Raw genomic sequence first — 3,070 nt, 5'->3', positions numbered from 1 at the left:
TAGCGCGAGATCATCGCCAATACAGAAATCCGGCGATTGCGAATAGCCGAGCCCGCGTGCGCCACCGGTCACGAGTACGTTCTGTTCAGGCAGTAGCATCGATTTCTCCAAAGTTCGTTTGGGACTGGATCGGAGCATTATGCAGGAGGGTCTGGTCGCCGCGCGGTTCGGCTATTCGCAATCGCCGGATTTCTGTATTGGCGATGATCTCGCGCTGATCGACGCCCCCATTCGCTCAAGGCGTGACATCAATCATTAGATGGATTGATCTGTCCTCCGTACTATTTCGCGATTAATATGACGCCTTTCGCCGGCAGCCATGTGTTGGCCGGCCGTCCCCTAATGAGAACGACCGACCATGCCACACGAGACATCAAAATCACCGCATAGCGAGCAGCCGGCAGAGCATCATGCGGCGCCGCCGCATAGGCGGATCGTTCTCGATGACCGGCACCACGTGACAACGCACGGACTCAGGACTTACTTCTGGCATGACATCTATCACATCGCGCTCACCGCCAAGTGGCCGGTCTTCTTCGGTGTCGTCGCGTTGCTGTTCCTTGTGCTCAACCTGGGTTTCGCGCTGTTATTCCAGATGGGGCAGCACGCGATCGCGAATCAGGCGCCCGCCGGTTTGCTCGGCGCGTTCTTCTTCAGCGTCGAGACGCTTGCAACGGTGGGCTATGGCGACATGCATCCCGCGACGCTGTACGGTCATGCGATTGCGACGGGCGAGATCTTCGTGGGCATGTCGGGCATCGCGCTGACGACCGGCATGATCTTCGCGCGGTTCTCGCGGCCCCGCGCGCGCATTCTGTTCGCGAACAATGCTGTGGTTCGTCCTATCGATGGCCGTCTGACGCTGATGGTTCGCGCCGCGAATGCGCGGCAGAACGTCATTGTCGAGGCTAAGGCGCGGATGCGCGTGATACGTTCGGAGACTACCCCTGAAGGCTTTTTCTCGCGCAAGGTGCACGACCTGCCGCTCATCCGCGACCAGCATCCGGCTTTTCTGCTGAGCTGGAGCCTGATGCATGTGATCGATGAAAACAGTCCGCTCCACGGAGAGACGCTCGAGTCGCTCGAAGCAAGCAACGCCGAATTGATGCTGATGGTGGAAGGTCTCGACGAAACCACCATGCAGCCCATGCAGGCGCGCCGCAGTTGGCCGCCTGAGTCAATTTTATATGGCCATCGATACGTCGATTTGCTCTCGGTGCAGAACGGCGAAACGCATATCGACTACGCGAAGTTCAACGAAGTCGTGCCGCTTTGAAGCGGCTCAGGCAAGCCGCGTAGCCGAGCGTCCGACGAACAGATAATGCAGCAAGGCGAGAAGCGGAAACACGCTGGCGACGCTCGCAATCAAGGTCCAGCCGCCGCGCTCGAACAACGTGCTCGCAACCGCCGATCCGCATGCACCGCCTATGAAAATGCTCGTCATATAAAGCGCATTCAAACGATTACGGCTTGCGGCATGAAGTCCATAAATCTCGCGCTGGCCGATCACCATGTTCATCTGCACGGCAAAGTCGAGCACGACTCCCGTCACCACGAGGCCGGCCACGCCCCACGCGGGATGGATGAGCAACGGCATGAACGACAACGCGGCGAGGATCAAGGCAATCAGGGTGCCGAGCCGGGAATGACCGGCATCGGCGAGCCGTCCTGCGAGTGGCGCCGACGTCGCGCCCATTGCACCGACCAGTGCAAACAGCGCGACGCCGTTCTGCGTCAGCCCGTGATGGCGGATCAGCTCGACGGGCACGGCGGTCCAGAACAAGCTGAACGTGGCGAACATCAGCCCTTGATACAACGCACGATGCCGGAGGACCGGCATGGTCGCGACGAGCAAGCCGAGCGAGCGGATCAGTTGCACATAGGTGGCCTTGTGATCGGGCTGGCGCGACGGAATGGTGAACGCAAGAAACGCTGTCACGATTGCCATGAGCACGGCGGCAGAACCGAACACCACGCGCCACCCGAAGTGACCCGCCACGAAACTCGATATGGGCCGCGACAGCATGATACCCAGCAGCAGGCCGCCCATGATCGTGCCGACGACCCGTCCGCGTGTTTCATCGGGCGCAAGGTGCGCGGCGAGCGGGATCAGGATCTGCACCGCGACCGAGCTGAAGCCGACGAGCAGCGAGATGGCAAGGAACGCGTGTGGCTGATGAACGAGCGCGGCCGCCGCGAGGCTGGCGATGGAAACCAGCGCCGTCGCGATCATCAGTTTGCGGTTTTCCAGCAGATCGCCGAGCGGCACGAGGAAAAATAACCCGAGCGCATAACCAATCTGCGTGAGCGAGACGATCAGGCTCGCCGCGCCGCTCGACAAGTGAACATCCGGCCCGATCATTTCGATGATCGGCTGCGCATAGTACAGGTTGGCGACAATGGCGCCGCAGCAGAAAGCGAACAACGCGATCAGGCCGCTGGTCATCTTGACCTGGGCTGGACCCGTGGCGGCCGACGGGGAATTCGGGGACATGCATACTCCACAGATTGAATGACGGAATACTTGTGTTCGACGCGTACTGACAGCGGACTGCGGGAATTTGGCGAACGCAGATTGCGGCTGCGCCATGGCACTGCGCAAATGAAAGGCCCGCAAATAAATGAACAAACGTACGAATGGCCAAGGACGTCCGGATGCGGCACGATACCACCAGCAGCACGAGCCCGCTTGCGGACCAGCAGGCGCCATCCCGGTGTACAGGCTACCGGAGAGCCGCATTCAGAGCCGCATTCGGGCGTTTCATCCTGCCCTGAAACAAGCCCCGCGCGATGGCGATAAACTGGTGCGCCGTCACACTTTACCGACCAAAGGAGCTGACCATATGTATATCGCCATGAACCGTTTCAAAGTGGCCCTCGGGTCCGAGACCGCGTTCGAGGATCTCTGGACTAGCCGGGACACGCATCTCAAGGAGGTGCCGGGTTTTGTGGAATTCCACCTTTTGAAAGGTCCTCAAAAGGAAGATCACGTACTCTATTCCAGCCATACGATCTGGTCGAACTACGACGCTTTCGAAGGCTGGACCAAAAGCGATGCGTTTCGCGCGGC

General features: G+C 59.9%; 3 protein-coding genes. 2 read left to right on the top strand and 1 reads right to left on the bottom strand.

Annotated elements, in window-relative coordinates; translation table 11 throughout:
• The first annotated feature begins 358 nt into the window (after positions 1-358).
• Positions 359-1,276, top strand: a complete 918-nt coding sequence (locus ACRXB1_RS33605; protein ID WP_075357372.1) for an ion channel — start codon at positions 359-361, stop codon at positions 1,274-1,276.
• A gap of 6 nt (positions 1,277-1,282) precedes the next feature.
• On the opposite strand, the gene ACRXB1_RS33600 is transcribed toward ACRXB1_RS33605, so the two are convergent.
• Positions 1,283-2,494 (bottom strand): MFS transporter, encoded by a 1,212-nt coding sequence (locus ACRXB1_RS33600; protein WP_449494480.1) that lies wholly within the window; start codon positions 2,492-2,494, stop codon positions 1,283-1,285.
• Between the two features lie 349 nt (positions 2,495-2,843).
• Between ACRXB1_RS33600 and ACRXB1_RS33595 the strand changes: the two genes are divergently transcribed.
• Positions 2,844-3,070, top strand: a 227-nt coding sequence (locus tag ACRXB1_RS33595) for an antibiotic biosynthesis monooxygenase family protein (protein WP_449494481.1), incomplete at its 3' end; no start/stop codon positions are given.

Source organism: Caballeronia sp. M23-90 (genome assembly GCF_053574605.1).
The sequence above is the reverse complement of the archived record's forward strand: the minus strand, read 5'-3'. Positions and strand labels throughout refer to the sequence as shown.